Raw genomic sequence first — 3497 nt, 5'->3', positions numbered from 1 at the left:
CGACGCCGGCCGGGTGCGTGCCGTCGTCGCGGAACTGGCCGCGCGCCGCCTCGGCGTCACCGTCGACCCGGCCGCCCCGCTCGTCGGGCAGGGCCTGGACTCGCTGGCCGCCGTCGAACTCCAGGCCGCCGTCGCCGGGGCCACCGGCGTGGAACTCTCCCTGGAGGAACTGCTCGCCGGCGCCAGCGTCGACGACCTCACCCTGGACGCCCCGGCCGCGCCGGCGGCCCGGCCGGCGTCCGCCGCGCCCTGGGAGCGTCTGCCGCTGAGCACCAACCAGCAGGCCATGGTCTTCCTGGAGCAGCAGCACCCCGGCACGTCCGCCCTGCACATCTCCCTCGCCGTGCGGCTGCTCACCGAGGTGCGGCACGACGCCCTGCACCGCGCCTTCCAGCAGCTCGTCGACCGCCACCCGGTCCTGCGGACCGCGCTGCGCTGGGCGGACGGGGAGCCGTACCAGAGCGTACTGCCCGCCCTGGACGTCGACTTCACGGTGGAGGACGCCCGCCCGCTGGACGACGCCGCCCTCACCGCTCGCCTCGAACGGGCCGCCGACGGGACCCCGTTCGCGCTCGACGAGGGCCGGGTGCTGCGCGCGCTCCTGCTGCGCCGGGACGGCGGCGACCTCCTGTCGCTGACCCTGCACCACGTCGCCGCCGACATGTGGTCCATGGCGCTGCTCACCGACGAACTCGCCCGCCTGTACGCGGCGGAGACCGGCCAGGGGCCCGCGCTGCCCGCCCCGCCGGAGGCCGCCTACCTCCAGCTCGCCGACCGTCAGCGCGAGCTCCTCGCCTCGCCGCGCGGCGAGCGGCTCCGGGAGTACTGGACGACGGAACTCCAGGGCTGCGACCCGGTCCTCGAACTGCCCGCCGACCGGCCCCGGCCGCCCGTGCAGAGCCACCGCGGCGACAGCGTCACCTTCACCCTCGACGCCGACGTGACCCGGCGGCTCAGGCGCCGCGCGGAGGCCGAGGACACCACCCTCTTCGTCACCCTGCTGTCGGTCTTCCAGCTGCTGGTGCACCGGTACACCGGCGAGAAGGACTTCCTGGTCGGCGTGCCCGGCTCCGGCCGGCACGACGCGGACCTGCACCGCGTCATCGGCTACTTCGTCAACCCGCTGCTCATCCGCTCCCGGGTCGGCGAGGAGGCCACGTTCGAGGAGCACGTGCGGGAGACGAAGCGGACCGTGGTCGGCGCCCTGGCCCACCAGGAGATGCCCTTCCCCGAGCTGGTGCGGCAGCTGAAGCTGCACCGGGACGCCTCCCGCTCGCCCGGCTACCAGGTCATGTTCAGCCTCACCAACCCCCACCTGCTGGGGCAGGAGGGCCTCGGCGCGCTCCAGACCGGCCGGGGCGGACTGCGCGCCCGGATCGGCGACCTGGACGTGGAGTCGGTCGGGCTGAACCGCCCGGTCTCGCAGGTCGACCTCGGGATGACGCTTTCCGAGACCGGCGAGGGCCTCGAAGGCGTGGCCGGCTTCAGCACCGACCTGTTCGACCGCACCACCGTCGAGCGGCTCGTCGGCCACTTCGTCCGGCTCGCCGCCGAGGTCGCGGCGGACCCCGCCACCCCGCTGCGCCTGCTGCCGCACGCGAGTGAGGCCGAACAGCGCGAGATCGCCGGGTGGAACGAGACCGCCACCGCCTACCCGAAGGACAGCACGCTCACCGCCCTGTTCGCCGAGCACGTGCGGGCCACGCCCGACGCCCCGGCGCTGGTCTACGGCGGCACCCGCCGCACCTACCGGGAGCTGGACCGCAGCTCCAACGCGCTGGCGGCCCGGCTGCGGGAGCTGGGCGTCGGCCCGGAGACCCTGGTCGGCCTGCACGTGGACCGCGACCCGGCCGTCGTCGTCGCGATGCTCGCGGTGGTCAAGGCGGGCGGCGCCTACCTGCCGCTCGACCCCTCCCACCCCGCGCGGCGGCTGCGGCAGATCCTGGCCGAGGCACGCCCGGCCGTGGTGCTGACGCCGTCCGGCGAGCGGCTCACGGAACTGGCGGACGGGGTGCCCGTGGTGGCGGTCGAGCCGTACCTGGGCCCGGAGGTCGCCGCCGACCCGGCACACGACGCCGCCGTCGACGGGGGAGCGGGCCCCGGCTCGCTGCTGTACGTCATGTACACCTCGGGCTCGTCCGGCCGGCCCAAGGGCATCTGCATCACGCACCGCAACGTCATCCGGCTGGTGCGGAACACCAACTTCATCGACATCGCCCCCGGCGACCGGATGGCGCAGATCTCCAACGCCGCCTGGGACGCGGCCACCCTGGAGATCTGGGGCGCGCTGCTGAACGGCGCCGTGCTGCACGGCTTCGACCTGGCCACCGTGCTGAACCCGCCGGTGCTCGGCGAGGCGCTGCGCGCGGGAGCCATCGACACCGTCGTCTTCGCCACCCCGCTGTTCACGGAGGTCGCGGCCCACGACCCGACGGTGTTCGAGAACGCCCGTGAACTCGTCGTCGGCGGCGACACGATGGACCCCAAGCGGGCCCGCGAGGTGGTCGAGCTGGGCGGACCGCTGCTCATCAACGACTTCGGCCCGACCGAGTCGACCAGCATCGCCGCCACCTTCGCCGTCCGCGAGGTGCCGGAGGGCACCTGGCGGGTGCCGATCGGCCGGCCCATCGCCAACACCCGGGTCTACGTGCTCGACGCGTGGCTGCGCCCGGTGCCGGTGGGCGTGCCGGGCCAGCTGTTCATCGGCGGTGACGGACTGGGCCGCGGCTACCTCGGCCGGCCGGAACTGACGGCCGGGGCGTTCCTGCCCGACCCGTTCTCCGGCGAGCCGGGCGCCCGGATGTACGCGACCGGCGACCAGGTGCGGTGGCTGCCCGGCGGCATGCTCGACTTCCTCGGCCGCATCGACTTCCAGGTCAAGATCCGCGGCTACCGGATCGAACTGGGCGACATCGACTCCGCCGTCCTGTCCCACCCCGGCGTGCGCGAGTCGCTGACCGTGGTGGACGACAGCGCCGGGCACAAGCGCCTGGTCGGCTACTACGCGGGCACGCCCGACCCCCGCGAACTGACCGCGTACCTGGCCGACTGGCTGCCCCGGTACATGATCCCGCCGGTGCTGCTGCCGCTGCCGGAGCTGCCGAAGAACCCCAACCGCAAGATCGACCGGGCCGCGCTGCCCCGGCCGCCGGCCGCCGCGTCCGGCACGCCGGCCGGTGACGGGCAGCGGCTGACCGCGCTGGAACGCGAGGTCGTGGCGCTCCTCGCCGACGTGCTCGGGGTGCCCGACGTGGCGGTGGACGACAACTTCTTCGACGTCGGCGGCCACTCCCTGCTCGCCATCCGCCTCACCACCCGGCTGCGCGAGCGGCACGGCGTGCAGCTCGACCTCAACGCCTTCTTCGACGAGCCGACGGCCCGCGGCGTCGCCCGCCGCCTGACGGAACTGCGGGAGGCGGGGGCGGTGGCGGAACCCGAGGCCGTGCCCGGCCCGGTCGCCCTGCCGCGCGCCCGCTACGCCCGCGGCACCGCGGCGG

1 protein-coding gene is annotated in these 3497 nt (G+C 74.9%); it reads left to right on the top strand.

Annotated elements, in window-relative coordinates; genetic code table 11:
* Positions 1–13: 13 nt before the first annotated feature.
* Positions 14–3497 (top strand): amino acid adenylation domain-containing protein (locus G3I53_RS13210; protein ID WP_343240613.1); only part of this gene is annotated, 3484 nt, incomplete at its 3' end.

Source organism: Streptomyces sp. SID14436 (genome assembly GCF_010548465.1).
Classification (GTDB): domain Bacteria; phylum Actinomycetota; class Actinomycetes; order Streptomycetales; family Streptomycetaceae; genus Streptomyces.
The sequence above is the reverse complement of the archived record's forward strand: the minus strand, read 5'-3'. Positions and strand labels throughout refer to the sequence as shown.